Below are 23335 nucleotides of genomic sequence, written 5' to 3'. Positions count from 1 at the left end.
ATCATCATTTGAGATATTTTTGTTCTAATTCATCAAAGGAGAGCAGCTTACCCCGGCCACCCAAGCCTTCGCAACTTATCGCGGCAAAAATGTTGGAGAGTTTGAGGCAAGCGTCATAAGATAAGCCTTTCCATAAACCGAAGGCGAACGCACCGTGAAAGTCGTCGCCGGCACCAGTCGTATCGATCACTTGGACCGCAATGCCGGGTTCGGTATGAATGCCTTCCTCGGTCCACATCGTGCAACCATGCTTGCCGTTTGTAATTGCTACGCAACGAGGACCCGCCTTGCTCAGTTCTTTGCAGGCTTCGTCCAATGACATATCGCGCAAAGCTTCCGGCAGTGATTTAACATCGGTAATGAAAACATCGACAAATTCCAGCATGGTGTTCAAAACATCCTCGGGAATATTCCCACCGTCCAGAGAGGTCAACTTCCCATATTGTCTAGCTAATTGAAATGTTTTTAATGTAAGAGCGGGATGGTTGCCGTCTGCGTGCACGAGAGCACACTGTTCAATCAGTTGTTCCGGAAAAGCTTGAAGGTCATACTTGGCAAGTACTCCGCCAAAGTATGTGATAGTACGCAATCCGGTGCTCTCCACTTGAATGAGACTGTTTGAAGAGCGGCCTCCATGTATAATTTGAATGCCTTGTGTACCGATTGAGTAACGTCGGAGGTCATCCACGATATTCTTACCAGTTGTATCATCTCCAACACAGGAAATCAGAAGGCACGGTGCTCCGAGAACCTGTGCCGATACTGCAGCATTTGCAGCGGGACCCCCACCGCAGCTGAGGAGATCGCGCGCTTTAATACGCTGGTCACTTTGCGGCAATCGATCAACGAGGGCTATTTGGTCCCATGTCGCCGTACCGACAAACGCTATTGGAGCCTTCACTCGCTAGTACCTCCGGTGCTGTTAGGGTGGATGGCAACTTTGATTCCTACACCTTTTCTGGCTGCTTCGAACGCCTCGTCAATCCTGCTTAGCGGGAACTTATGCGTCACGAGTTCATCGAGGTGGAGGGAATCCATAATCTCCAAGGAACGATGGTGGCTATAAGGGTTAATAGCAGAGCCTAGAATTGTGAGTTCTCGTTTGAAAATATCGTTCGGTGAAATTTCGATACTATGGGATGGAGGAACAACGCCGAAAAACATAATTGTGCCTCCGCGACCGACTAAGTCCACGCATTGCTTGGCTGTATCTGGTCTTCCAGCTGCCTCCACAATAATATCAGCACCGAGACCGTTGGTAATGGAGCTTACCTTTTCTACCAAGTTTTCATTTAGCGGATCAATGGTAATAAACCCTCTTCTCAATAGCATATCGCGTCTGATTTGATTAGGCTCGGAAACAATGACTTTGCTTGCGCCGCGGAGGCGAATAAGCTCGGCCAGTACGATTCCGACAAAGCCCCCGCCAAGGATAATGGCGTGATCCCCCTGTTTAACATCAAGCCGGTCAACACCGTGCAAACAGCATCCTACGTTTTCGGTTAACGCTGCCACATCAGCACTCATTCCTTGCGGTACCTTATAAACAGTCCGTTCCGGGACGACGCAATATTGTGCAAATCCACCGTCAAGATGAACCCCAAAGGCTAATTTGTTTAAACACAAATGTTCTTTGCCAATGCGACAAAACTTACAGTTTCCGCAGAAAATATGAGGTTCTACGGTTACGAGGTCTCCAACTTGAATGGTAGAAACGTCTTGACCGATCGCTTCTACGTAGCCTGCGAATTCATGTCCGATTACAACCGGAGCTTTAGCAAAATGCTCCCCAGCCAAAATGTGAACGTCCGTACCGCAAATGGTAGCGGATTCAATTCGGATCAATACGTCCGATCCTTTGATTTCTTTGAACTTTCTCTCAACAATCGCTAGGTCTTGTTTCCCTTGATATTCTGCAGCTAAATAGCTCATACGATGGCTCCTTTATACGTTTTTATATTGGAATATGGGGATTCTGACTGACTCAATTTTGCGATAATGACTTGTATGCCTTGGGCCTTTAAAATTTTTACTGCGTCAATTGGTGCCAGCTCTGATGTAACTACGGTTTGAATGACGGAAAAAGGTGCAATGTTAGCGAGATTCATTCGAGTAAATTTAGTATGATCCAGAGCGACAATGACCTCTTTAGCACATTCTATCATCTTTTGTTTAACAGCGGCTTCTATGGAAGATGATGTCGTGAAACCGAAATCATTTCGAAAGCCGCTCGTTCCTAAGATGACTTTATTGACACGAATTTGATTCAGGAAATTGGTCGTATCCGGCCCATATAAGGCCATGCTTCCACTGATTAAATCACCACCTGTCAGAGATACGGTTCCAGGTAAGTCCGCTAATTCCATGCCGATAGGCAACGAATTCGTTACGATTGATATTTTTTTATGTTTAATAAATTTGGCGACTGCCAGTGTAGTCGTACCGGCATCCATAATAACGGAATCCCCGTCATGAATCAGGTAGGAAACTTCTTTGGCTATACAATGTTTCTCATCCATTTGAATCCATTCCCTCGCCTCAAATGAAGGGACACTTTGATCATGTAAAGAGCTTGCACTGCCGTGTTTCCTATGAAGGAGTCCTTCACTATCCAATTCGGTTAAATACTTCCTCACCATCACTTCTGACAATCCGATTCGAGCGCTGATCTCGCCGACAGTTAAGTTATTTTGTTCCTCGAACAGCTGTAATATTTCCCTCCATCTTTTTTTCAAAAGCAATCTCCTTTCGTTTCGAAATATAAATTAATCGGTTATCGAGGGAGGTGGATGGCGTTTGATATTCATTTTATATACATCGAAAACAAAATTCAACACAAAAGTTACGAAAATAAAAAATAAGGTTTCGAAATACTTTCGTATAGACAAATTAACGAAACTAATTTATGATGAGTATGTGTTTCGATGTGATTTCGTTTTGAATAAGTCTAGGAGGGGTTCGAAAATGCCTTTAGTTGCAGGAGCCGAGTTATTGCAAGATGCCAAACGTAGAAAGTATGCAGTACCGCAGTTTAACGTTTTAAATTTGGAGATGGTAGAAGCCGTTATTGAAACGGCGAGTTCTTTGCACGCTCCGGTTATTGTGGGGATCGTTGACAGACACTTCCCAGTGCTGGATGTTGAAAGTTTGGTATTTGCTGTCAAGCAAAGAGCTCAAAGAGCAAGCGTGCCGGTCGTGCTCCATTTGGACCACGGAAGGACTTGGGAGAGAGTTATTGAAGCTTTGCGGTATGGATTTACATCGGTCATGTTTGATGGCTCTCTCTTGCCATTGGAAGAAAATATCGCTATCTCTCGAGACATTGTTAAGGTAGCACACGCGGTACATGTCTCAGTAGAAGCCGAACTAGGCCACGTTGGCAGCAGTAAAACAGGAGATCATAATGAAGCGACCTCCGTTAACGAAGCTGTGTATTTCGTAGAACAAACCGGTGTGGACTATCTCGCGATTTCTATTGGTAACACACATGGGCATTACCAAGGTCAAGCTCCGACATTTGATATGCAGATCCTACGTGAAATTAACAGTCGTGTGAACGTTCCATTAGTATTGCACGGTGGGTCGGAAACACCGGTAGAGGAAATCCGGAGAGTCATTGACAACGGGATAGCTAAAATTAATATTTTCACTGAATTCGCAAGAGCTTATATGGAAGGCATCGTCGATTTGTCCCAAAGTGCGACTATTGATTATCTGAATGTTGCCAGCCGTGGTAAGGAAAAGGCAAAAGAGACGATTATTACAAAGCTGAACGATTTCAATACTACTGGTCAACAAGCGGTGTTCCAAAATACTTAATATAGAGGGGGAAGGTCTATTTATGAAAAAAGTGACTCTAGCTATTCTGTCTGTAGTAACCGCAACAAGCGTCACGGCTTGCGAAAGCAAGCCGCAAGCGTCCGAATCAGGAAATCAATCGTCATCAAGTACTCCAGCGAAGACTGTCACCATCAACATTGCAACCGTCAACAATCCGGATATGAAGGTAATGGAGGAGCTCAAAGGTGAATTTGAGTCCACGCATCCTGGCATTAAAGTGAATTTCACGGCAATGCCAGACGACGATTTGAGGAAAAAGGTAACGTTGAACGTTTCAACCAAATCGGGCGAATATGATATCGCAACGATTGGGCCGTACGAGGTATCTACGTGGGCCAAAAACGACTGGTTAGAGCCGCTAAACCCTTTGTTTGAAGCCAATGCTGATATTCAAAAAAGCTATGATGTAAATGATATTATCAAGCCGATTAACGGAGCGCTTTCACTTAAAGACAAGATGTATGCGCTTCCGTTCTATGGTGAAAGCAATATGATTTTTTACCGTAAAGACTTGTTCGAGCAGAAGGGCTTGACTATGCCGGAACAACCGACTTGGGACGACATTTACAAGCTTGCGAAGCAGCTAAACGACCCGGCTAACGGCATGTATGGCATCGCTTTGAACGGTACTCCTCAATATGGTCAATTGGCACCACTGCTCACAGTGATAAACACGTTTGGTGCGAAGTGGTTCGATATGGACTGGAATCCACAAATCAATTCTCCGGAATTCAAAAAAGCAGTGTCCTTCTATGTGAACCTACTGAAGGAAGCGGGGGAACCTGGAGCAACCAACGTAGGATTTAATGAAGGGTTAGGATTAATATCCCAAGGTAAAGCGGCAATGTGGTACCATGCGACAGTTGCTGCCGGCATGTTGAATGACCCGAACACATCCAAAGTAGTAGGGAAAATCGGTTATGCGAAAGCACCGGTCGAAGTTACCCCTAACGGCAGCCACTGGCTCTACACTTGGGGATTGGGCATCTTAAGCTCGTCTACACATAAGAAAGAAGCGTTCGAATTCATCACTTGGGCTACAAGCAAAGACTATATCAAGCTTGTTGCTAATAAGAAAGGTTGGGCACTGGCACCGTCAGGGACCCGTTATTCCACTTACGAAAATCAGGACTACCTGAAGGCTGCTCCATGGTCGAAAATCACGAAAGAGTTGATTGATTCCGCGGATATCAACAAACCAGCTAAAGATCAGGTGCCATATACAGGGCTTGCACAAATTCATCTTCCTGAATATGCTGCATTCGCGTCCGAATTCGGACAAAACTTCGCAGCGGTCGTAACAGGGGCACTGTCGGTTGACGAAGCGCTTCAGAAGTCGCAGGAGAAAACAACTGAGATTATGAAAAAAGCCGGGTACATCAAGAAGTAAAAAAACTTGCATGCTAAAGGAACCGCTGCATGGTTTTTTCAGCGGTTCCCATAAATTTAAATCATGGGACGGAGGTTAAACCTTCCATATGGAGATGGCGATAGAAGAAACCATGGCAACCGAAAAATCGATGAAGAAAAAAAGAGATCGACGATTTGTAACCCCAAAGTACGTTGTCTTTATCAGCATTGCCTTTCTGGCAGTAATCACACAGGTCCCGTTTGTCATTACCCTTTATTTTAGTACGTTGGACTGGAATCTGCTTTACCCGCAATTGGGCAAACAATTCGTCGGATTGAGTAATTATGCACACTTGTTTACGGATGTCCTTTTTTATCAAGCCGTTTGGACGACTTTGAAATTATCAGTCATCATTTTAAGTGTGTCGCTCGTGATCGGATTGCTGCTTGCAACAATGCTCCATCGTCAATTTGTCGGAAAAACGATCGTAAGAAATCTTCTGTTTGCCCCCTTTTTGGTGATGACTACGGTAACAGCATTGGTGTGGAAAAACATGATGATGGATCCGTCGTATGGTTTTATTGCAGCATTGTTCAAGCTTCTGGGCATGACACCACCCGATATAATTGGTAATCATCCGGTAGCAACAGTAGTTACGGTTGCCGTATGGTCATGGACGCCATTCATGATGCTGATCCTGCATGCAGCGCTTGAATCGATCCCAGAAGAGGTTATGGAAGCATCGCGGATGGATGGTGCAGGCAGGGTAACGACCTTCTTCCACATAGTGCTCCCCTTTCTTCAACAGTATGTATTTATTTGCGTGCTCTTGGGCTCCATTATGATTATTCCTCTGTTCGGTGAAATTGCTTTAATCACAGCCGGTGGACCCGGGAAAGTGACGACCAATCTGTCTTACTTTGTATTTGAAGAAGCATTTCACGGGTACAATTTAGGATCTGCAAGCGCGAGTGGCGTTGTTGCCTCCTTTATCACCATGTTTTTTGGATCCATCTTAATTCGGATGTTTCAGGGAAGGAAGGGAACCGCATGAAGAAACTAACGGAGTCATTGGTTACTCTTCTAACTTATGTTGTAGCTGGGCTCATATTTTTTCCGATTTTATGGATCATCCTCAATGCGTTTAAAACGGAAAACGTAGCTTATCAATTTCCACCAGCATTTGTCTTTACACCGGTACTTGATCAAGTTATAGGTGCTTTTGGAAATGGCAGTTACTTTTTATATTTGTATAACTCGCTCGCAGTATCCGTCTTTTCGGTAATATTCGTTAATATACTGGCCCTCCCTTTGGCCTTTTATCTAGCAGAATGTGAATGGTACAACAAGTCCAGTAAACTTTTCGGTTGGATCTTATCTACGAAATTTATGCCGGCTGTGGGTATCGCCGTTCCCATATATATCATGCTGAAAGATACAGGTTTGCTTGGTACCAATTTTGGGTTAGGAATCATTTACTCGGCTGTCAGCATGCCGTTAATCGTGCTCGTCATGCGTTCATTTTTTTTAGACATTCCGCCGGCCATAATCGAGGCAGCTTCCATAGACGGGGCTTCCTACTGGGGGATTTTCTTAAGAGTAATTCTACCAATCTCAACTCCTGGTATCGCCACCTCGACAATTTTGGCTGTTATTTTCAATTATAATGAATATTTCTTTGCGACCATTCTTTCCGGGCCGAATTCAAAAACGCTGTCCGTTTACTTATCTTCGTTTATGACCTCGGAAGGACTATTCTGGGCCAAAGTTTCCGGTATCTCTTTATTAGCGATTCTTCCTATCTTGGTGCTTGGCTTCCTTGCTCAACAAAGAATCGTCAGAGGTCTGACTCTCGGGGCAGTGAAGTAACCAAAATATAATGAATGAAAGGTGAAATGATCATGAATCGATGGTCCATGTATATTGATGGGGAATGGGTACAAGCACGCTCTTCGCAAAGCTACGATGTCATTAATCCTGCTACTGCGGCGAAAGTGGGAGAAGCGCCATATGGCGATGGTGAAGATGCCCGCTTGGCAGTTCTAGCCGCCGACCGAGCTTTCAAAGATTGGTCCCGTTTGCCGGCAAAGGAGAGAGCGGCGTATATTCATCGGATTGCGGACATCATGGGGGAAAGAAAGGAAGAGTTAGCAGAGATCATCACACTCGAGATGGGGAAGCCTCTAAGCGAAGCCCGATCTGAGGTCCTCATATCTATGGACTATCTCAGGTGGAATGCTGAAGAAGGGGTTCGAAATTACGGCCATGTGATTCCAGCGCCCGTAGCGAATAAGAGACTTCTTACCGTGCGACAGCCAGTTGGATCGGTTGCCGCCATCACTCCGTGGAATTTTCCTCTGTCCATGGCTGCGCGTAAATTGGGTCCTGCTCTGGTTAGCGGTTGCACAGTCGTATTAAAACCTGCTTTGCAGACTCCGGGGGCAGCGGTCAAGTGGGTAGAGATTGCCGAGCAGGCCGGCCTGCCAAAAGGAGTTGTTAACTTGGTGACAGGCAATCCGGAAGGTATCGGAAACGAACTGTTGAGCAGTCCAGAGATAAAGAAAATTACATTTACGGGCTCCACGGCCGTGGGTAAAAAGCTGTTGAGTGCAGCGGCAGGCCAGGTGAAGAAAATGTCGATGGAGCTTGGGGGCCATGCACCATTTATCATTTTTGATGATGCAGATCTTGATATGGCTGTAATAGGGGCTCTGAATAGCAAATTTAGAAATGCAGGACAAACTTGTATTTGCGCCAATCGTATCTACGTTCACGCTTCGGTCGCCGAAAACTTCTTGAATAAGTTTAAAGAAGCGGTTGGACGTCTTCGTCTTGGGGATGGATTTCAAGCGGAGACGACGATTGGCCCTGTTATTGATCGTAGAGCGTTGGATAAGGTTGAGTATCATGTGAGCGATGCCGTATCCAAAGGAGCCTCAATTATTACAGGCGGCAAGCGTATGGAGGGCAGTGAAGGTTATTTTTACGAGCCAACCATTTTGTCCAATGTAGATGAAAATATGGTTATCATGAACGATGAGACATTCGGCCCTGTAGCACCGGTTCATGTGTTCCATACCGAAGAAGAAGTGATTGCTAAAGCCAATAATACGCCTTATGGTTTGGCCGCGTATTTCTATACAAGAGATATGGCAAGAACAATTCGTGTCTATGAAGCATTGGAGTATGGCATTATCGGTTGTAACGATGCGGTTCCTACTACAGTGCAAGGACCGTTCGGCGGATGGAAAGAAAGCGGCATGGGAAGAGAGGGAGGTCCCGGCAGTATTAATGACTTCCTTGAAACAAAATTCGTTTCAATTCAAATTTAATTTTCCTGGAGGATAAGGTTGTGAATCAGTTTGATATTGCAGTTATTCCTGGAGATGGTATCGGTAAAGAGGTAGTTCCCGCCGCTATTCAAGTATTGGAGACCGCGGCGCAAATTCATGGCGGTATCAAGTGGAACTTTACTTCGTTTCCTTGGAGCTGTGAATATTACTTGGAGCATGGGCGCATGATGCCCGTAGACGGTATCAATACCTTGAAGCAGTTCGATCAAATATTTTTAGGTGCCGTCGGCATGCCACAACTCGTACCGGATCATATCTCCTTGTGGGAGCTCTTGGTGAAAATCCGAAGAGAATGCGAGCAATCGATCAATGTTCGGCCTGCTAAGCTTCTAAGGGGGCTGACATCTCCACTGAAAGATCCGATTCCATTCGATTTTGTAGTCGTTCGGGAAAACTCGGAAGGCGAGTATTCACAAATCGGTGGATTGATGCACTCCGACGATGATGAAATTGCCATTCAAAACGCAGTGTTCACTAAGAAGCAAACGGTTAAAGCGATGAACTTTGCTTTTGAATTGGCAAAGATGAGGAGGAAAGCGGTCACATCGGCGACGAAGTCCAATGGCATTGTATACAGTATGCCGTTTTGGGATAAGACGTTTCAAAAGGTTGGGGCTGCTTACGAAGACATTCAACAAAATAGTGTTCACATCGATGCGCTTTGCGCCTTCTTTGTCATGAAACCTCATCAATTTGACGTAATAGTGGCCTCCAATCTATTCGGGGATATTCTTACGGATTTGGGCGGAGCCATTATGGGGAGTATTGGAATTGCGCCGTCGGCTAACTTGAATGTGGAAAGGAAGTATCCTTCCATGTTTGAGCCAGTTCATGGGTCTGCTCCGGATATAGCTGGTCAGGGAATCGCGAATCCAATGGGCCAGATTTGGACTGCAAAAGAAATGCTTGATTTTCTTGGATATGATGAGATCGGAAGTTTGGTATTGGGGGCTATCGAGGATACATTAGTTTCTGGCGTCAACACTCGAGATCTTGGTGGGACTGCGACAACTTTAGAGGTAACCGAGGAAGTAATCAAGAACATATTGAAGAAAGGGTAATTGAGGTATCATGTAGGAAGCGGATATAAATGATATGTAATTGACAACAGACATGGAGACTTCCTGTCTGTTTCTTTTATTTCTGAGCGTATGTTAGGGATTAATTCGGATGGAACGACAAATACAGCAAAAGTGTGCTTGCGCTCTCGTCGAACAGTGGGAAGTGAAGCTAAGCGTTGGCCCAATCGCGGAGCGGGTTGCGGCCATCGCGGCGCAGCATGGCGTCCCCCGCGTTCAAATCGCGCTAGCCTGGATGTTGCAAAAGGAGACCGTAACATCACCTATCATCGGCGTAACGGGTTTGTCCAGCTCGAAGAAGCGACTATCAGTCAAGTTGACTCCGGAAGAAATCACATCGCTTGAGGAACCGTATGTGCCACACCCCGTCGTCGGAGCCGTGAAACCACGTTCATGACCGGGAAAACTGTATCGACATGGAAAAGAAGGTGATAGACGGCATGGCGATGACGATCGCAGAAGTGAGCGAGAAATTTGGGCTTTCCCAAGATACACTTCGTTATTATGAGCGCATCGGATTAATTCCTCCCGTTACCCGAAATAGGAGCGGCAATCGGGAATATTCGGAGGAAGATATAAAGTGGGTTGATTTTATCAAATGCATGAGACAGAGCGCAGGGCTTACTGTCGAAGCATTGATCGAGTATGTGGCTCTTTTTCAACAGGGGGACGACACGCTCGTCACCCGTAAGGAACTGCTGATCGAGCAACAAGATCGGCTTGCGGCCAAACTTGAGGAAATGACGAGCATGTTAGTACGACTTAATGATAAAATTGTTCGATATGAACAGACGATTGTGTTGAAAGAGAAAACGTTGCACAAGAGAAATTAGTGTTTACATAAAAGGTTCCGTCTAAATGAACGGAACCTTTTATTTTACGATCTTATCATAACGCCCTTCCAAATTTGATGTGACCATTATATTGTGATCAGCCACAGTTCCTCTCCAACAACGCGCCCAATTGTTCCGCTAAAGCTTGATGCGAGATCGGTCTTTCATTCATAAACCACCATTCCACAACCCCTACATAAGCAGAAGCCACAAACCGGATAAGCATTTCCTCGTTTAATCCCTTATTTTTTCCCTTTGTGACATCTACTTCATCTTTGAATTCCTCAATCAGAAAATCGAGGAACCGGTTGCGAAAGAAAGGAGCTCCTTTACTTGCCAACATCATCGAGAAGAAGGGGTAGTTTTCTTCGAAATATTCTGTCCAGATGAGTGATCCGTCTGCGAAATCCAAATCGGCTGCTGCCTTGCATCGATCCCCGAGTTCGTTTATATGCGATTCAATAAGCTTATCTAGCAAGTCATACTTATCCATATAGTGTAGATAAATCGTTCCCCGACTGACGTTAGCACGGTCAGAAAGGTCTTGAATCGTAATGTCGTCAAAGCTCTTTTCAGCCATAAGTTCCAAAACAGCATTTTTTAAGGCATCGTGGGTTTTCTTTATTCTTCGATCAACTTTAGCCATCAGGGTCACCTCGATTTTGAGAACAAGTTAGACAATTTAGCTTACATTGTTCATTACTTAACAAACTGAAGGGATCTAACCATTGCTGGTTCATTGTAATTGATTATAATTATAGACACGAGTACATTAATGAATCAAGATTTATTTTTTAAGTACTTGACTTGGAGTTAACTCCAGAAGATACACTAAACTTCGTTAAAGGAGCGAGGATAGCGAACAAGGTTTCTGATCCTCGGAGCGAATTGTAAAACAATTAATGAGTAATTCTAAACCTCATAGGAAAGGGTTGTTGTTTCAATGTGTAACCATCATCAAAACATAGCTGTTCGTGCGTTAATTGTACCAAGTGAAAAAGCACAATTTGAACGAACTACCATCGAACGAAGAGAGAATACGTACAGACGATGTCTTGATCGATATTAAATATTGCGGCATCTGCCATTCGGATATTCATAATGCTCATAATGATTTTGGCCGCGGAGTTTTTCCGATGGTACCCGGTCATGAGATTGCAGGGATAGTTGCCGCTGTAGGTGGTGAGGTGACAAATTTCGCTGTAGGTGATCGCTTCGGCGTCGGCTGTTTTATGGACTCCTGCGGAGAATGTGTATTCTGTCGTAGAGGTGAGGAGCAATTTTACCAAAAAGGTGGTGTCGTTGTCTTTAATTCCATTGGATACGACGGGGAGTTAACGTACGGTGGATATAGTCAGAAAATCGTTGTCAAGGACACGTTTGTGGTCCGTATTCCAGACGGCTTGGAGTTGGACGTGGCCAGCCCGCTGTTATGCGCAGGAATTACCACATACTCCCCACTGAAACATTGGAACGTCGGGTCAGGTAAGAAGGTTGCTGTTTTGGGAATGGGAGGCCTAGGCCATTTGGCTGTTCAGTTTGCCCACAAGATGGGGGCGGAAGTTACTGTACTGAGCCATAGTCAGAACAAAAAAGACGAAGCATTTGGTTTCGGCGCACGACAATATTATGTGACCACGGATCCCGCAACATTCACGGAGCTGGCTGGCCAATTCGATCTGATTCTAAACACCGTATCTGCGAATGTCAATGTAGATGCCTTGCTCTCCATTCTTAAAGTGGACGGGGCGCTCGTTCATCTCGGTCTGCCGAACAAGCCGGAGCAATATAATGTCTTTTCCTTATTTGCTGGGCGTCGGATCATTACGGCATCCAACGTTGGGGGGATCATAGAAACACAAGAGATGCTTGACTTCTCGGCAGAGAATGGAATCGCTCCTAAGATCGAAGTCATAAGTGCCGACCAAGTCGATGAAGCATACGAACGGGTCTTGAACAGTGACGTACGGTATCGGTTTCTCATCGATATGGCTACGCTGTAACCCTGGAAAGGTGAGGTTGCGATTAACGAGATGAACATTCGTACGAAACTTAAGTGCCGTGATAATTCCACGAAAGAATGAATGTTTCTGCACTACCGTTTCATTTTTTGAAATCTAGAATTTGGTGGGGAGGTTACGCAATGAAAGAAGTTATACTTTGGACCGGTGCTGGACAGATTGGTATGGCGATAGCTAGAAGGATTGGTTTCGGTAAGAAAATTATTGTTGGTGATAAGAACCCAGATAACACTAAGGCTAATACAAAAATTATGAAAGAAGCCGGATTTGATGTAGAGCCTGTGGAAACGGATATTTCATCTAGAGAATCTATTATAAATTTGATTGCAGAAGGTCAAAAGTATGGTGAAATCACTGCTCTTATCAATGCAGCAGGCGTGTCCCCTAGTCAAGCACCTATTGAGATGATCCTGAAGGTCGATTTGTACGGAACCGCAGTATTGCTGGAGGAAGTAGGTAAGGTAATTGCTCCTGGAGGCGTTGGTGTGACAATTTCCAGTCAATCTGGACACAGAATGCCTCAATTGGGAATTGAGATTGATAAACAGCTGGCAACAACACCAACTGAAGAACTCCTTAGTTTGGAAGTCCTTCGTCCAGAAAATATCAAGGATACGTTGCACGCTTATCAAATGGCGAAACGCTGCAATGTGAAACGCGTTATGTTTGAATCTATACGTTGGGGAGAGAGAGGCGCTCGTATCAATTCCATTTCTCCAGGGATTATTGTAACGCCACTAGCAATAGATGAGTTCAATGGTCCAAGAGGAGAGTTCTACAAGAATATGTTTGCAAAATGCCCTGCCGGTCGTCCTGGAACAGCTGATGAGGTTGCAAATGTAGCTGAGCTGCTGATGATGCCACAGGGAACTTTCATCACCGGATCTGATTTCCTAATTGATGGTGGAGCCACGGCTTCATATTTTTACGGACCACTGAAACCGGAAGAATAATGAAAGAAAACTCGAACTGCTGTTTCATCAAACAAAGGAGTGGAATGATTATGGAGTATAACAAACTTGGAAACACGGGTTTAGATGTATCTCGAATTTGCCTTGGTTGTATGGGCTTCGGTGTAGCAGATCGCTGGACACACCCATGGGTTATCAACGAAGAACAGAGCCGCCCGATTATTAAAAGGGCACTTGAACTAGGCATTAATTTTTTTGACACAGCAAATATATACTCAGATGGAACAAGCGAGGAAATTGTTGGGCGGGCGTTAAAGGAGTATGCAAATCGGGATGAAATTGTCCTTGCCACGAAAGTTTGGGGGCGTATGCATCAAGGTCCAAACGGAGCAGGGCTATCCCGGAAGGCAATCATGAGCGAAATTGATAAAAGCCTCAAGAGACTCGGAACCGACTACGTCGATTTGTATTTAATCCATCGTTGGGACTACGCGACACCTATCGAAGAGACCATGGAAGCCATGCATGATGTCGTGAAGGCTGGTAAAGCAAGATACATTGGTGCTTCAGCGATGTATGCTTGGCAGTTCCTAAAGGCACTTCATGTCGCGGAGAAAAATGGATGGACACGGTTTGTATCCATGCAGAACCATTTAAACCTCATATATCGTGAAGAGGAACGCGAGATGCTGCCTCTTTGTAGGGAAGAAAAAATCGGTGTTACTCCATATAGCCCGCTTGCATCAGGAAGGTTGACGCGTGATCGTGGGGAAACCACACATCGTTCCGAAACCGATCAAGTGCAAAAAAGAAAATACGATGCGATGGCAAATGCAGATCAATTGATTATAGATCGCGCGGCGGAACTTGCAAACAAGCACGGAGTTCTCCGTTCACAAATCGCACTCGCTTGGTTGTTGCAAAAACAACCGGTAACAGCACCAATCGTTGGGGCAACAAAGTTGTCACACCTTGAAGATGCGGTCGGCGCGCTCGCGGTGAAGTTAACACCCGAAGAAATTGCGTATGTAGAAGAACCGTATGTACCTCATCCAGTGGTGGGTGCAAACTGATCTTCAAAATGGCTGCCGCGCACAATGGCAGCCATTGTCTTTCCTTCGCACGATGTTGATTGTGAATAAAGAATGTAACAGGAGGATATGAAATGGATAAAGTGATTTTGAACAATGGTGTTGAAATGCCGATAATCGGCTTTGGCGTATACCAGATCCCAGATGCGAATGAATGTGAACAAGCTGTTTATGATGCGATTATGACAGGCTATCGTCTAATCGATACAGCTGCCTCTTATATGAACGAAGAAGCGGTCGGCAGAGCCATCAAACGTAGCGGTGTGCCCAGAGAGGAATTATTTATTACGACAAAACTTTGGGTTCAGGATACGGGTTATGAGAACACAAAGAAAGCATTCGAAAAATCACTTCACAAATTGCAATTGGATTATTTGGATTTGTACCTCATTCATCAACCGTTTGGTGATGTTTTTGGTTCTTGGCGGGCTATGCAGGAATTGTACCGCGAAGGAAAAGTCAAGGCAATTGGCGTGAGTAACTTTAGAGATGACCGTCTGCTTGATTTAACTCTTCGCAATGAAGTTATCCCTGCCGTAAATCAGGTTGAAACGCACCCTTTCAACCAACAAATCGAAAGTGCAAAACTGATGAAAGAGCACAATGTTCAAATCGAGTCTTGGGCACCTTTTGCTGAAGGAAGAAATGACCTCTTTCATAACGAAGTTTTAGTATCTATAGCTGAAAAGCATCAAAAATCCGTTGCCCAAGTGGTTTTACGTTGGTTGACCCAACGAGGCGTAGTTGTGATTCCAAAGTCGGTAAGAAAGGAAAGAATCATTGAAAACTTCAACATCTTTGACTTTGAATTAAGCCATGAGGATATGAAAAAAATAGCTGCGTTAGATACGGGTAAAAGCCTGTTCTTTTCCCATAACGATCCTGAAATCGTGAAATGGATGGCTACGCGTAAACTTGATATTTAATGCTGCCGCCCCAATTTGATAATCATCTTGGGGCAATTTTTTGGAAGAATGGACCCCTGTAGCATAATCGCCCCATTGAAGGAGGCTTCTTAGAAAAGCATGAACGAAGATGAACAAAAAATATTAGCCATTTATCAGTGGATAGACGATGCGATGGTTAATAAAGATACCGAGGCATTAGAGAGCATTTTGGATAATAGCTATATCCTTGTTCACATGACCGGTTATCGACAAAGTAAAAATAAAGGGGAATTTTGAATATGATAAACGTTTTAATCCTTGGAGCAAGCGGCGGAATCGCTCGTATTGCTACAGACCTATTCCTAAAGGAAACCGATGCTCAGTTAACGCTTTATTTGCGAAATTCAGGCAGAGTAAGGAACATGGAATCTAATCGTGTAAAGGTAATCGAAGGCGATGTTCAGGATATTGAAAAGCTAAAAAAAGCCATGAATGGTCAGGATGTTGTATACGCCAATCTGGTTGGAAATCTTGAACAAATGGCTAAAACCGTTGTGGCTGCAATGGATGCGACTGGCGTTAATCGTCTCATTTGGATTAGCTCAATGGGGATTTACGATGAAGTTCCCGGAGAAAAACATGGAAGCATTTTGAATCCATATCGAAAGTCGGCTGCTATCATTGAAGCTTCGGACCTCGATTATACGATTTTGAGACCAGGCTGGTTTACAAATAGAGATGAAATTGATTATGAGACAACTCAAAAAGGCGAACCATTTAAGGGACATGATGTATCCCGCAAAAGTGTTGCAGACTTGGTTGTTAAATTAGCTGTTACACCGGGAATGGAAATTCGCCACAGTTTGGGAGTCAACAAACCAGAATAATGGAACAACGAAATAATTTATTGATATTTATATTAACTCTAGGAGCTTTCGGCATTTTAAATACGGAACTCGGTATTGTTGGGTTGTTGCCCGTCATTGCCGATCACTTTCACGTAACAACAACCCAAGCTGGATCGTTGGTAAGCCTCTTTGCTCTGGCTGTTGCGATATCCGGTCCTATTTTGCCATTGCTGTTCTCTGGTATGAATCGCAAAAAAATTATGCTTTTTTGCATCCAGTATACCTAGGCAACTCTGCTGGTATGGTGCTTGGCGTACCCCTCGCTACTTTTATCGTGAATGCCACTTCGATTCAAATGGCTATGTATTTCTTTGCGATTGTAAATATTTTGGCTTTTATTGCTACGTTACTTTTTGTGCCATCTATGTCGTTCGCATATCCGAAATCATATTGTCATTGCTGCTCATTGAAGTCCACATGAGTCATCCCGCCCTTACTAATCGTCTTACTGAGCAGTATTGACTACATTTCTATGAAGCAGACATTAGCCATGAACTATAGCGAGGAAGCGGAATTACTGTTATTCAACTATTCATTAATTCCCCTGCAAGTATTGCTTACTTCATTGGGCATTTCCTTACTGCAAAGTGCCAAATTCATGTATATGAGTTTACTGGTCGAGGATATGAGAAAGCAATAACTCTCTAATGTTAGTTGCCGCGGCAGAAAAACTGAGGTTTATTGGTTACCAACTCTAATGTCAACGAACAGTATAGACAAAATAAACCCTGTTTTCCCGCTTCAAACTTTGTCTTCGACCAATAAATCTTGCCTTGAATCTCACCAAGGACTGGAAATCCCTCAGCTCACCGCTGACGGATCTCCAGTCTTTTTTTTCATGTGTCCCGCTCCGCCGCTGGAATAGTACATACGAATCACAGTAATTTCCACACAAGGGGTTATTATTCCGGCCGATCTATCGAAAACATTTCTCCAAGCTTGGAATAGGAGCTGCCGCCAAGCCGGCTGACCGGCCGGAGCGCATGAGCGTCAATATACCCGTCCCGATACACTCTTTCGTCCATATGGAAGCAGACGACCTTCCCTATTAACAAATCGGCGGCGGGATGGTCCTCCGTTCCGCCGAGCGGTAAAGCATGTTCAAGGACGCACTCCATCCGGATTTTGGCTTCCGCTACGCCGGGTACACTAATCTTTTCGCTTGCAACCGGTGTGAGTCCGGCTGCAGCTGCTTCGCTCTCAACCGGCGGCAAGCTGGCGGCGGTCAAGTTAATCTCGCGGATATACGATTCGTCCGAGATGTGGACGACGAACTCCCCCGTCTCTATCGCATTTCTCGACGTATCCTTCAGCGCTCCTTGTTTCCTCTGCACCGATACGGAAACCATAGGAGGATTGGCAGCCACGATATTAAAATAACTGAACGGTGCCGCGTTTAAAACTCCCTCTTTCGAAAGGGTCGTTACGAATGCAACCGGTCTCGGAATAATACTTCCCGTCAACAGCTTGTAATTTTCTCGCTCGCTTAGGCTTGCAGGATCAACGGATATCACATTCATTCTCCTCTCGCTCCTTAAGGCTATAACCGCTCCTCATCCAAAATGCCGCTGATACCACGCTGCAGCCGCTTGCACTTCCGATGAACTCAGCTGATGGCCGAAGTTTTCCCAATGAACCGTTACGTCCGCACCGGCCCGGGACAACAGCATCTTCAGCTCCTCCGTCTCTTCGGGGGAGCAGATCGGATCGTTCTTCCCCGCGCCGATGAAGCAAGGCAGATCTACCAGATCCGGCAGCTTCACGCCGCGCCGCGGCACCATCGGATGATGCAGGATCGCTCCTTTCAGAGCACCCGGGAAATGAAACAAGAGGCTTCCCGCGATATTGGCGCCGTTGGAATAGCCGACGGCCACAAGATTGCGGCGATCAAACGCATATTCCTCCGCAGCGGTATCCAGGAAATCGTTCAATTCCTGCGTGCGAAAGAGGAGATCCTCCTCGTCAAACACCCCTTCGGCCAATCGGCGAAAAAACCGCGGCATGCCGTTCTCCAGCACGTTACCTCTTACGCTGAGCACGGACGAAGCCGGTGAAAGGAGGCGGGCGAGCGGCAGCAGATCACGCTCCGTGCCGCCCGTGCCATGGAATAATACGAGCACCGGTGCGCTAAGGTCCGTTCCTTGTTGAAAAATATGCTTCATCATTTTTCCTCCTCCAATACTCTCACATGAATTGGGGGTAAATTCGCTTCGATTTCAGGACGATTCGCTTCAAACCATTCCGGCAGCATCAGCTTCTCCCCGAGTTTCTCCGGCTCCTCGTCTCGCGCAAACCCTGGCGGATCTGTGGCAATCTCGAACAAGATGCCGCCCGCTTCCCGGAAATATAACGCATGGAAATATTGGCGATCGACAATCGGTGTCGGATGGTATCCGCTTTGCGCGATATGGCTTCTCCACAATGCATGCTCCTCGTCATCCTGTGCCCGCCAAGCAATATGGTGAACCGTACCGGCTCCGCCTGCGCCGAACTCCATCGGGGTTGCATTGAGATCGATCACATTTCCCAGGTTCCCTGCCGCTTTGTAACGGGTATAACCTCCCTCTTGCCCCACTTTCTGAAGCCCCATCACCTCCACAAGCAGCTTGTCGGTTTTGTCAGGGGCAACGCTGTAGAGAACGGCGCCTCCGAAACCTCTGATCGCCTTATCCGCCGGAATGTTTCCGAACGTCCACCGGCTTTGAGGTCCACCCTCGCGCTCCACAATCTCAAGCTGCAGCCCGTCTTTGTCCTCGAATTGAATATACGTCTCGGAAAATCTCTCCATTTGGTTAAACGGGACGTTAAACCGCGTGAGCCGCTCTTTCCAAAATTCGAGTGCGCCTGCGGGAACCGCATACGTGGTTACGCCGACCTGACCGCCGCCGATGCGGCCTTTCCGCGAACCCTCCCACGGGAAAAAGGTAATGATCGTACCCGGGCTTCCCAGCTCATTACCGAAATACAGATGGTACACTTCCGGCGCGTCAAAGTTAATCGTTTTCTTGACCAGCCTGAGGCCAAGCACACCCGTATAAAAATCGACCGTTTCCTGCGCATTCCTCACGAAAGCTGTAATATGATGAATTCCCGCTGTTGGTTTTACCATTTTGGCCAACTCCTTTTTTTTGTTTAAGTATGATTCAAAATGCATTACAGAATATCTAATATTCGAGATTCTCAAAATTAAGATATATGAGCTGGAAAAGAGTCAAGCAGCTATTCGCATCACGACGATACAGCTACTTAAAACTCTGTTGTGCGTATTTACCCAGTTTTTTCAGCAGCTGACTTGCAACCTTCTTCTCTTCGGGCGTTAACCCGTTCACGGCCTTCTCGATGACTTCCGCATGGCTGGGAAACACTTCTTCAATAAACTGTTTGCCTTTATCGGTTATCTCGGCATAAATGAGGCGTCGGTCCTCGGTCGATGCTTTCCGGTGAACCAGCTGCTTCTGTTCCAGCTTATCGACGACATACGTGATGTTGCCGCTGCTCATAAGCACTTTTCCGCCAATTTGTTGAATAGGCTGTGCCCCTTTATGGTAGAGCAGCTCCAGAACTCCGAATTCGGTCCGGTTCAACCCGCGCTGCCGAATGTCCCGGTCTGCATGCGCGTTGACCCATTGGCTCGCCCTAGATAAGGCGATAAAAAGATCCAATGAATCATCCTTGGCTTTTGTCATGTTACTCCTCCTTTCGTTTCATCGTTGCTTTCTTATTTATCTTAATTTTAAGATACTTTATTTTTAGATAAATGTCAATACCCACGTTGACTATGAACACTCGTTCCAGTCGGTCTGGCACTTGGTATGGAACGGATTGACCTCACGTTGATTGTGCGTGCTAAAAACTGTCCCGAGTGATTCACACTTACCAATCGCGGCCGTTCAGGCCCAGTGGACGGACGCTACGCTGAAGGAACAGCGCTTTATGTTTGGCATGTTCGACTGGTCCGTATTCGAGACCATTACCGCATTTGTCCGCCACCAGGCACATCACCGTGGTCAGTTGACGGTGCTGATGCGCCAAGCGGACTTGGTTGTGCCAGGCGTCTATGGCCCGAGCAAAGAGGAATTGGAAGCCATGAGCGCCTCCCGTTGACCGGAACGGCGCCAAATCCGCAGGACAGTAAAGAGGGAGACGCGAACGTCTGCCTCTTTGCTGTCTTAGGAGTCTGTCCGACGGATTGAGTTTAAAACCTCTTACTCGTAGGAGACCTGTTTTATAACGCGGTATCTTTTGAAGTTAGTGGGCAGACCTGAAATCCACTTTGGAGTTGACGCTGAATCGCTGCATTAATCTTCTTTCCTGCTTTGGTGGCAATCTCATTGATCAACTCGATTAGCTTCCCCAATGCGATCATCGTGTCGTAGGAACGACCCTTTTTTATCGACAAGCTAATCGAAGTTGAGTTCAAAAATGTAAATATTGAGAATTTAGGAGGGGTTTTATTGGTCCGATTCTTAGTACTATACACCGAGCCAAATGATATCGAGGCATTTGAGAACCACTACCGCGAGGTACACATTCCCTTGGCAAAAAAACTTCCGGGTCTCCGCCATTATTCCTTAAGTCATAACACAGTACCAATTCGAGGAGGCGACCCATACTATCTAGTGGCCGAACTGGATTGGGACAGTATGGAAGAAATCAATAATGCATTTCGGTCACCGGAAGAAAGAGCAACTGGCGAAGATGCTGGAAACCTTGAAAGGCTGAGTCCAGGCGTGCACTGCATGATATATGAGCTCGAGGAGATATTGTAAAACCTAGACTGAGATAATAAAGTTGTATACTGGTAGCCGGCGACGGCGGCCCTGCTTAAACAATTGCAGCTCCAAGTTCCGGGTTCTTGTGATCGGCGCGCCGGTTCCGGCGACGTGCTCGAACAGTCTAAAACTATATTTTCTAATTTCATCCTTCAACGCATCGTAGTCATGGGTCCAGTCTAAAACTTATTTTTCAAAAGCAGGCGTTTACTCGCCTTCAAAACCAAGTAAAATCAGCAACTACAGTATCAAATATAAAAAGCCAGACTATTGTTCTAACGGAAAACGATCGTACAGAAACGCAACATGGGGCCGCCGCGGTTTATTTCGAGCGGTCCATTAAGCTATCTGGCAGTTAAATGAAAAATTAAAAAGAAAGTCCAAAGAAAGGACTTTCTTTTTAATGCTTACGCTTGTTGTTTCATTTACGCTTGATAGCGGTGCTACTGCTTGTAGTGCATTTTTGAAGTATGCATTCAATGCTTCTAATTCTACTGCAAGGGAGGATTTCTCTTTGAAATATTGTACTACCTTCAGATGGATTAAAGCTTATAAATTCAACAAAATCTTTACCTACTTTAACAAATATTGTTCCTATGATTCTAATAGGCTGAGTTCTTGTGGATTTCTCACGCACTATTGCTAACCTATTTGCAATTTTAACAGGCGCTCCAACTTCCCCTAAATCAATATCAGTTATATTGGATATTCTGATTCTTAAACGCTTATTGTTGGTTCGCTTGAATATTAAGAATACCGTACCAACGCTTAGAATTGTCCCTCGGATAAATTTTCCACTGTTATTGAGTTCAATGCCCAAACCAAATTCACCAAATGATTTTCCAATAAGTTGTCTAAGTCGTTGTCGAAGCGTTATGTTTGTTGAAGGAATGCAAAATTTTGGGCATATTGCCATATTTCCTTATACCCTCCTCTATGATGGATGGTGAAGTATCCGTATCAATGTATGTAATATCCATTTCACGGAAACGGCATTTGCCCAATCATAAAGATATTGAACTAACGGATACGATAGTTCCAATAAACGGCCGCCGCGTGATCGAGCGGCCTTTTCTACGTTAATGGGCAAATTACCATAGAATAGGCATAAACATTTTAACGAAAACATTCCCTACTTGTAAGCAAATTCTGGATATAATATTAACTTACATTGCGATGATGCTACATCGTGTCAGAATCATTCGTATAAAATCAGCCATTATGAGGAGGTATCACATTGGATCATCCCTATAAGAGTTTTAGCGAATCGATGTACCGGAACTTGACACTGCGATAGAGTGGGCGACCCGTTGTCCCAGCAATGTCCTAGCTTGCTCCTGCCCCTGTTCGTCGTAACCGACCACTGTTACATCAGCAGTGTTAAGAGAAGAGGTGAAATGGATCATTTCCAGGAATATTTCTTCCTAGGAGTCAGTCCGACGGAATCCGTCGGACTGACTCCTAGGATCTGACCCGTCACCAAAAAGGGGAGCCCGAGGATATAACTTCCACGATCGGTTGTGGAGTGGGACAAGGAGCAGCTTATGTAAATAGTGCTGCTCCTTGTTTCATTGCCATGAGATTCAATATTTAATAATCAATCGATTTAATTATAAATCTCCTCAAATAACGTCCCCACTTGTTCAGCCATGACACGAGGTGGATAAGGCATTCCATTCGTTAACCACCATTCCACTACTCCGACGTAAGCCGATGCGACAAAATGAACCATGATCTCTTCACTGACCGTGTTATTACTTTCGTTTGTTTTCCGAAGTTCATTTTTGAATGCTTCGATTTGATACTCAAGGAATCGAGTGCGAAAATACGGGGCGCCTTTATTGGCTAACATCGTCGAAAAAAATAAGTAGTTACTTTCCAAATATTCAAAGCAGACCTGAGTTGCCGGTACCCACTCCATTTCACACGCTGTTTCGCTGATTTTGCGGAGCCTGTCTATATATTCTTCCATGAGCTTATCCAACAGGTCGAATTTATCCGTGTAATGAAGGTAGACGGTTTTTCGGCTAATATCCGCTTTATCGGAGATGTCTTGTATCGTAATCTCGTCGAAATTTTTTTCAGACATCAACTCAATAACCGCTTTTTTTATCGCTTCTTGCGTTTTGATTATTCGTCGATCCACTTTGGCCATTTGGAAATCACCGCTTTCTATAAATGAAATATACATTTTTCGTTGGTATGTGAACTAATCCACGAATTCAAGCAAATTGGTTATTGAAAACCGAACTTTGAATTAGGATAATACATATATGTTTCGTAATACAC

At 45.1% G+C, this 23335-nt stretch carries 24 protein-coding genes and 4 pseudogenes; 18 read left to right on the top strand and 10 right to left on the bottom strand.

All coding sequences use genetic code 11. The features are described from left to right. Window positions 1–4: 4 nt before the first annotated feature. The 3 genes from MYS68_RS27675 to MYS68_RS27665 are packed head-to-tail and all read right to left on the bottom strand — an operon-like array spanning window position 5 to window position 2735. Window positions 5–901, bottom strand: coding sequence for a carbohydrate kinase family protein (locus MYS68_RS27675; protein WP_248928918.1), 897 nt, complete (start codon window positions 899–901; stop codon window positions 5–7). Continuing rightward, window positions 898–1932, bottom strand: coding sequence for a zinc-dependent alcohol dehydrogenase family protein (locus MYS68_RS27670; protein WP_248928917.1), 1035 nt, complete (start codon window positions 1930–1932; stop codon window positions 898–900). Before MYS68_RS27670 ends, MYS68_RS27675 begins: the two co-directional genes overlap by 4 nt. Beyond that, entirely contained in the window at window positions 1929–2735 is an 807-nt protein-coding gene (locus MYS68_RS27665) for a DeoR/GlpR family DNA-binding transcription regulator (RefSeq protein WP_248928916.1), read from the bottom strand. Before MYS68_RS27665 ends, MYS68_RS27670 begins: the two co-directional genes overlap by 4 nt. A gap of 229 nt (window positions 2736–2964) precedes the next feature. On the opposite strand from MYS68_RS27665, the gene MYS68_RS27660 reads away from it, so the two are divergent. The 8 genes and pseudogenes from MYS68_RS27660 to MYS68_RS27625 all read left to right on the top strand — a co-directional run bounded on the left by MYS68_RS27660 (window position 2965) and on the right by MYS68_RS27625 (window position 10456). Further along, window positions 2965–3819, top strand: a complete 855-nt coding sequence (locus MYS68_RS27660; RefSeq protein WP_248928915.1) for a class II fructose-bisphosphate aldolase — start codon at window positions 2965–2967, stop codon at window positions 3817–3819. A gap of 22 nt (window positions 3820–3841) precedes the next feature. After that, the gene (locus tag MYS68_RS27655) at window positions 3842–5230 is read left to right on the top strand and encodes an ABC transporter substrate-binding protein (protein ID WP_248928914.1); all 1389 of its coding nucleotides are present in this window, start codon (window positions 3842–3844) and stop codon (window positions 5228–5230) included. 88 nt (window positions 5231–5318) lie between these two features. Next, a complete protein-coding gene (locus tag MYS68_RS27650) occupies window positions 5319–6245 on the top strand; it encodes a carbohydrate ABC transporter permease (protein ID WP_248928913.1) in 927 nt (308 codons plus the stop codon). After that, on the top strand, window positions 6242–7060 hold the full coding sequence (locus MYS68_RS27645) for a carbohydrate ABC transporter permease (RefSeq protein WP_248928912.1): 819 nt from the start codon (window positions 6242–6244) through the stop codon (window positions 7058–7060). The genes MYS68_RS27650 and MYS68_RS27645 overlap by 4 nt, the downstream gene beginning before the upstream one ends. A 32-nt stretch (window positions 7061–7092) precedes the next feature. Further along, window positions 7093–8523 (top strand): NAD-dependent succinate-semialdehyde dehydrogenase, encoded by a 1431-nt coding sequence (locus MYS68_RS27640; RefSeq protein ID WP_248928911.1) that lies wholly within the window; start codon window positions 7093–7095, stop codon window positions 8521–8523. 20 nt (window positions 8524–8543) lie between these two features. Further along, window positions 8544–9605 (top strand): tartrate dehydrogenase, encoded by a 1062-nt coding sequence (locus tag MYS68_RS27635; protein WP_248928910.1) that lies wholly within the window; start codon window positions 8544–8546, stop codon window positions 9603–9605. Between the two features lie 184 nt (window positions 9606–9789). Then, a pseudogene (locus MYS68_RS27630) lies at window positions 9790–10020 on the top strand (aldo/keto reductase); the annotation flags it as partial. Between the two features lie 19 nt (window positions 10021–10039). Then, window positions 10040–10456 carry a MerR family transcriptional regulator gene (locus MYS68_RS27625; protein WP_248928909.1) on the top strand — a complete coding sequence of 139 codons (417 nt, stop codon included), beginning with the start codon at window positions 10040–10042 and terminating at the stop codon, window positions 10454–10456. A 97-nt stretch (window positions 10457–10553) separates the two neighbouring features. Here the strand turns inward: MYS68_RS27625 and MYS68_RS27620 are convergent, their stop codons facing one another. After that, entirely contained in the window at window positions 10554–11102 is a 549-nt protein-coding gene (locus MYS68_RS27620) for a TetR/AcrR family transcriptional regulator (protein ID WP_248928908.1), read from the bottom strand. Window positions 11103–11399: 297 nt separating this feature from the next. Here MYS68_RS27620 and MYS68_RS27615 point away from each other — a divergent pair. The 8 genes and pseudogenes from MYS68_RS27615 to MYS68_RS39180 all read left to right on the top strand — a co-directional run bounded on the left by MYS68_RS27615 (window position 11400) and on the right by MYS68_RS39180 (window position 16922). Then, window positions 11400–12459, top strand: a pseudogene (locus MYS68_RS27615) (NAD(P)-dependent alcohol dehydrogenase). A 140-nt stretch (window positions 12460–12599) separates the two neighbouring features. Next, window positions 12600–13430, top strand: a complete 831-nt coding sequence (locus MYS68_RS27610; RefSeq protein WP_248928907.1) for an SDR family oxidoreductase — start codon at window positions 12600–12602, stop codon at window positions 13428–13430. A 50-nt stretch (window positions 13431–13480) separates the two neighbouring features. Beyond that, a complete protein-coding gene (locus MYS68_RS27605; protein ID WP_248928906.1) occupies window positions 13481–14461 on the top strand; it encodes an aldo/keto reductase in 981 nt (326 codons plus the stop codon). A 92-nt stretch (window positions 14462–14553) separates the two neighbouring features. Next, window positions 14554–15405 (top strand): aldo/keto reductase, encoded by an 852-nt coding sequence (locus MYS68_RS27600; RefSeq protein ID WP_248928905.1) that lies wholly within the window; start codon window positions 14554–14556, stop codon window positions 15403–15405. Window positions 15406–15504: 99 nt separating this feature from the next. Then, a complete protein-coding gene (locus MYS68_RS27595; protein WP_248928904.1) occupies window positions 15505–15663 on the top strand; it encodes a nuclear transport factor 2 family protein in 159 nt (52 codons plus the stop codon). Between the two features lie 2 nt (window positions 15664–15665). Continuing rightward, entirely contained in the window at window positions 15666–16253 is a 588-nt protein-coding gene (locus MYS68_RS27590) for an SDR family oxidoreductase (protein ID WP_248928903.1), read from the top strand. Then, window positions 16253–16665: pseudogene (locus tag MYS68_RS27585) on the top strand (MFS transporter); the annotation flags it as partial. The gene MYS68_RS27590 and the pseudogene MYS68_RS27585, both read left to right, overlap by 1 nt. Window positions 16666–16787: 122 nt before the next feature. Then, window positions 16788–16922, top strand: a complete 135-nt coding sequence (locus tag MYS68_RS39180) for an SAVED domain-containing protein (RefSeq protein WP_420852240.1) — start codon at window positions 16788–16790, stop codon at window positions 16920–16922. Window positions 16923–17176: 254 nt separating this feature from the next. Here the strand turns inward: MYS68_RS39180 and MYS68_RS27580 are convergent, their stop codons facing one another. The 4 genes from MYS68_RS27580 to MYS68_RS27565 form a co-directional block, all read right to left on the bottom strand. Beyond that, the gene (locus tag MYS68_RS27580; protein ID WP_275983528.1) at window positions 17177–17794 is read right to left on the bottom strand and encodes a flavin reductase family protein; all 618 of its coding nucleotides are present in this window, start codon (window positions 17792–17794) and stop codon (window positions 17177–17179) included. Between the two features lie 33 nt (window positions 17795–17827). Continuing rightward, window positions 17828–18436 carry an alpha/beta hydrolase gene (locus MYS68_RS27575; protein ID WP_248931035.1) on the bottom strand — a complete coding sequence of 203 codons (609 nt, stop codon included), beginning with the start codon at window positions 18434–18436 and terminating at the stop codon, window positions 17828–17830. Continuing rightward, window positions 18436–19383, bottom strand: coding sequence for a ring-cleaving dioxygenase (locus MYS68_RS27570; protein ID WP_248928902.1), 948 nt, complete (start codon window positions 19381–19383; stop codon window positions 18436–18438). Before MYS68_RS27570 ends, MYS68_RS27575 begins: the two co-directional genes overlap by 1 nt. A 133-nt stretch (window positions 19384–19516) precedes the next feature. After that, on the bottom strand, window positions 19517–19960 hold the full coding sequence (locus MYS68_RS27565; RefSeq protein WP_248928901.1) for a MarR family winged helix-turn-helix transcriptional regulator: 444 nt from the start codon (window positions 19958–19960) through the stop codon (window positions 19517–19519). A 193-nt stretch (window positions 19961–20153) separates the two neighbouring features. Between MYS68_RS27565 and MYS68_RS38655 the strand changes: the two are divergent. Together MYS68_RS38655 and MYS68_RS27555 are read left to right on the top strand one after the other, a co-directional pair. Beyond that, window positions 20154–20378: pseudogene (locus tag MYS68_RS38655) on the top strand (DinB family protein); the annotation flags it as partial. Window positions 20379–20728: 350 nt separating this feature from the next. Beyond that, complete coding sequence (locus MYS68_RS27555; RefSeq protein WP_248928899.1) at window positions 20729–21043, top strand: EthD family reductase; 315 nt, start codon at window positions 20729–20731, stop codon at window positions 21041–21043. Between the two features lie 424 nt (window positions 21044–21467). Here the strand turns inward: MYS68_RS27555 and MYS68_RS27550 are convergent, their stop codons facing one another. Both MYS68_RS27550 and MYS68_RS27545 read right to left on the bottom strand, forming a co-directional pair. Continuing rightward, complete coding sequence (locus tag MYS68_RS27550; RefSeq protein WP_248928898.1) at window positions 21468–21962, bottom strand: hypothetical protein; 495 nt, start codon at window positions 21960–21962, stop codon at window positions 21468–21470. Window positions 21963–22652: 690 nt separating this feature from the next. Beyond that, window positions 22653–23201 carry a TetR/AcrR family transcriptional regulator gene (locus MYS68_RS27545; RefSeq protein ID WP_248928897.1) on the bottom strand — a complete coding sequence of 183 codons (549 nt, stop codon included), beginning with the start codon at window positions 23199–23201 and terminating at the stop codon, window positions 22653–22655. Between the last annotated feature and the right edge of the window lie 134 nt (window positions 23202–23335).

The organism is Paenibacillus hamazuiensis (assembly GCF_023276405.1).
Taxonomy (GTDB): Bacteria; Bacillota; Bacilli; order Paenibacillales; family NBRC-103111; genus Paenibacillus_AF; species Paenibacillus_AF hamazuiensis.
Note: the sequence above shows the minus strand (reverse complement) of the source record. Positions and strands in the feature narration are given on the sequence as shown.

What these genes read in the sequence shown, in the direction of transcription:
- MYS68_RS27600 (WP_248928905.1), top strand. Translation starts at nt 14,554, where the DNA reads ATGGATAAAGTGATTTTGAACAATGGTGTTGAAATGCCGATAATCGGC.
- MYS68_RS27590 (WP_248928903.1), top strand. Translation starts at nt 15,666, where the DNA reads ATGATAAACGTTTTAATCCTTGGAGCAAGCGGCGGAATCGCTCGTATT.
- MYS68_RS27605 (WP_248928906.1), top strand. Translation starts at nt 13,481, where the DNA reads ATGGAGTATAACAAACTTGGAAACACGGGTTTAGATGTATCTCGAATT.
- MYS68_RS27550 (WP_248928898.1), bottom strand. Translation starts at nt 21,962, where the DNA reads ATGGCAATATGCCCAAAATTTTGCATTCCTTCAACAAACATAACGCTT.
- MYS68_RS27595 (WP_248928904.1), top strand. Translation starts at nt 15,505, where the DNA reads ATGAACGAAGATGAACAAAAAATATTAGCCATTTATCAGTGGATAGAC.
- MYS68_RS27625 (WP_248928909.1), top strand. Translation starts at nt 10,040, where the DNA reads ATGGAAAAGAAGGTGATAGACGGCATGGCGATGACGATCGCAGAAGTG.
- MYS68_RS27620 (WP_248928908.1), bottom strand. Translation starts at nt 11,102, where the DNA reads ATGGCTAAAGTTGATCGAAGAATAAAGAAAACCCACGATGCCTTAAAA.
- MYS68_RS27655 (WP_248928914.1), top strand. Translation starts at nt 3,842, where the DNA reads ATGAAAAAAGTGACTCTAGCTATTCTGTCTGTAGTAACCGCAACAAGC.
- MYS68_RS27660 (WP_248928915.1), top strand. Translation starts at nt 2,965, where the DNA reads ATGCCTTTAGTTGCAGGAGCCGAGTTATTGCAAGATGCCAAACGTAGA.
- MYS68_RS27545 (WP_248928897.1), bottom strand. Translation starts at nt 23,201, where the DNA reads ATGGCCAAAGTGGATCGACGAATAATCAAAACGCAAGAAGCGATAAAA.
- MYS68_RS27640 (WP_248928911.1), top strand. Translation starts at nt 7,093, where the DNA reads ATGAATCGATGGTCCATGTATATTGATGGGGAATGGGTACAAGCACGC.
- MYS68_RS27575 (WP_248931035.1), bottom strand. Translation starts at nt 18,436, where the DNA reads ATGAAGCATATTTTTCAACAAGGAACGGACCTTAGCGCACCGGTGCTC.
- MYS68_RS27565 (WP_248928901.1), bottom strand. Translation starts at nt 19,960, where the DNA reads ATGACAAAAGCCAAGGATGATTCATTGGATCTTTTTATCGCCTTATCT.
- MYS68_RS27670 (WP_248928917.1), bottom strand. Translation starts at nt 1,932, where the DNA reads ATGAGCTATTTAGCTGCAGAATATCAAGGGAAACAAGACCTAGCGATT.
- MYS68_RS27650 (WP_248928913.1), top strand. Translation starts at nt 5,319, where the DNA reads ATGGAGATGGCGATAGAAGAAACCATGGCAACCGAAAAATCGATGAAG.
- MYS68_RS27610 (WP_248928907.1), top strand. Translation starts at nt 12,600, where the DNA reads ATGAAAGAAGTTATACTTTGGACCGGTGCTGGACAGATTGGTATGGCG.
- MYS68_RS27645 (WP_248928912.1), top strand. Translation starts at nt 6,242, where the DNA reads ATGAAGAAACTAACGGAGTCATTGGTTACTCTTCTAACTTATGTTGTA.
- MYS68_RS27570 (WP_248928902.1), bottom strand. Translation starts at nt 19,383, where the DNA reads ATGGTAAAACCAACAGCGGGAATTCATCATATTACAGCTTTCGTGAGG.
- MYS68_RS27580 (WP_275983528.1), bottom strand. Translation starts at nt 17,794, where the DNA reads ATGAATGTGATATCCGTTGATCCTGCAAGCCTAAGCGAGCGAGAAAAT.